This window comes from Variovorax sp. WDL1, from assembly GCF_001541225.1.
Lineage (GTDB): Bacteria > Pseudomonadota > Gammaproteobacteria > Burkholderiales > Burkholderiaceae_C > Variovorax.
Genome location: NZ_LMTS01000019.1, coordinates 1 through 1809, shown reverse-complemented (window position 1 = coordinate 1809; position 1809 = coordinate 1). Strand labels below are relative to the sequence as shown.

Genomic DNA, 1809 nt, shown 5'->3' with positions numbered 1-1809 from the left:
GAAACGTCACTTGGCTTCGCCGAAAATTTGCACCAGAGCCAAATAAACCGCCCGGGGTGCGTTGCCGCTGGCCTGGTAGCGCTGCAGGGTGCGCCGGCTCACGCCCAGGTGCCGGGCGATCTTCTTGCGCGATTCCATCTGGTCGGCCAGCAGATAGGCCAGGGGGTGGCAGCCGTGCGAATGTGGGCGCGAGGAATGGCATGGCGAAGCTCCTGCGAAAGGCGAGACGGCGGTGGTGCCGTCTCTGCAGGCAGTGTCAGTTTGTCGCGATGCGGTGGCGCCCTCTTCTGCCCTCTTCTCCCCTGTGCGGGCGGCCTTTGAGGGCGCGAGAGAATGAAATAAACATAACATGCGCTTGGGTAGTCGGCAGCTGCAGGGCCCCCAACAGTCGCCTTGAACTCCCCCTTGCTGGGAGTGCTAGTACGTCGCCCGCAAGCAACATGGCCTGAGATTTCGCGGCGCTAATCTTCCTCTGGCCTCAAAACCTGCAATCGCTCAGGCAAGTCGGAGCTCAAGGCGCTTGCCCATGGCGCGCAGCGCAGCCGCGACGGTATCGATCTTGGTTGGATGGTGCAGATCTACTAGACGGGTGACCTCTTGCGGACGCGCGTGCATCAACCGCGCCAACTCAGCAGGACGCTTGCCCTGCGCGATCATTTCATTGAGCAACAGTACTTTTGCCGAAACGCTCGGGGGAAGATCGACTGCGATCTGCCCTCGCTTTGGAGGGGATGGCATCGGGACGGGCCGCCTATCCTCGAAATAGAAGTCCATTGCCGTCGTCAAGGCATCCGCCGCCAACTCGATGGCTTCGGCTCGGCTCTTGGCGCCAGTCAGGGCTTCAGGAATGTCCGGGAAGGTCACCATATACCTATCGCCGTCCCGCGTTACTCGTGCGGGGTAGCTAAACATCGTTCACCTTCAATCTTTGATTTCGAGCTGACGCAGGATGCTCTTACGCAAGCCCTCGCCGATCTCCTTGCTATGACGCGGCAGCGTGCATTGCCTGCCACCGAGATAAACCTTCGTGTGCTTTGCACCCTCAGCAAATTTGGCCCCCTTGGAGGCGAGAAAGCGCTTGAACTCTGAAGTTTTCATGTTTCCAACTAGTTGATCGGGCGCCGCTCGCCCTATTTGCAGTTGCCATGTCTTTTCTCCTGTTCCGCGCCGAAGTTGGCACCTTTGTCCGTCGACCCACGACGCACGTCTTCGCGTGCTAGCGGGCGTCGGAGCGGAGGAGCTGCACACCGCCTATCGGTGCGCCGCATCTACCCGCACCGCTAGTATAAACAAAAATGTTGATTCTCGCTAGGTCTTGCGCATTGAGCAGTTGCGTCGCCGGGTGTCGTGCCGGCTCTCGCTGCCGTGCTGCGCATCAGGAAGCAGACCAGTTCGATCTCCCGGCAGGTCTAGGTCGCATGAAACACCGCCGAGTTGGCCGCAGGGCCGCCCATGCGCCTTCTCGAGCGCGCGGATCACGTTGCGCAGGCGCTCGCACTCGCGCTACAGGGAGGTGATCCAGGCGCGGGCGTGCTGGACTTCGTTGTAAGCCTGCGCATGCAGAGCGGCCATGCCTCAGCGGCTTTCGAACTAGAGGGTCAGGTAGACGGCTCAGGGTGCGTTGCCGGTGGCTTGGTAGCGCTGCAGGTGCGCAGGCTCACGCCCCGCTGGCGGGCGATGTTCTTGCGCGATTCCATCTGGTCGGCGAGCAGGAAGGCCAGGGGCGGCAGCCGTGGGAGCGAGGGTGCGACGAATGGCATGGAAAAACAGGCTCTGTTGAATTTCAAGTGGGTTGCCCAGCATGAGGGT

The 1809-nt window shown here is 61.2% G+C and carries 4 protein-coding genes; 1 reads left to right on the top strand and 3 read right to left on the bottom strand.

All coding sequences use genetic code 11. The annotated features are described in order from the left end of the window. Nucleotides 1-6: 6 nt before the first annotated feature. From APY03_RS42285 to APY03_RS01815, 3 genes are all read right to left on the bottom strand, one after another. On the bottom strand, nt 7-138 hold the full coding sequence (locus APY03_RS42285; RefSeq protein ID WP_162487269.1) for a helix-turn-helix domain-containing protein: 132 nt from the start codon (nt 136-138) through the stop codon (nt 7-9). Nucleotides 139-495: 357 nt separating this feature from the next. Beyond that, entirely contained in the window at nt 496-912 is a 417-nt protein-coding gene (locus APY03_RS01820; protein ID WP_068673366.1) for a type II toxin-antitoxin system HicB family antitoxin, read from the bottom strand. Nucleotides 913-921: 9 nt separating this feature from the next. After that, nucleotides 922-1098, bottom strand: coding sequence for a type II toxin-antitoxin system HicA family toxin (locus APY03_RS01815; RefSeq protein WP_068673364.1), 177 nt, complete (start codon nt 1096-1098; stop codon nt 922-924). Between the two features lie 354 nt (nt 1099-1452). On the opposite strand from APY03_RS01815, the gene APY03_RS43180 reads away from it, so the two are divergent. Continuing rightward, the coding region (locus APY03_RS43180; protein ID WP_102906323.1) for a hypothetical protein at nt 1453-1809 on the top strand (357 nt) is incomplete at its 3' end.

Bases quoted from the DNA above. Each gene is read 5' to 3' on its own strand.
- APY03_RS01820 (WP_068673366.1), bottom strand. From the start codon at position 912: ATGTTTAGCTACCCCGCACGAGTAACGCGGGACGGCGATAGGTATATG.
- APY03_RS01815 (WP_068673364.1), bottom strand. From the start codon at position 1,098: ATGAAAACTTCAGAGTTCAAGCGCTTTCTCGCCTCCAAGGGGGCCAAA.
- APY03_RS42285 (WP_162487269.1), bottom strand. From the start codon at position 138: ATGGAATCGCGCAAGAAGATCGCCCGGCACCTGGGCGTGAGCCGGCGC.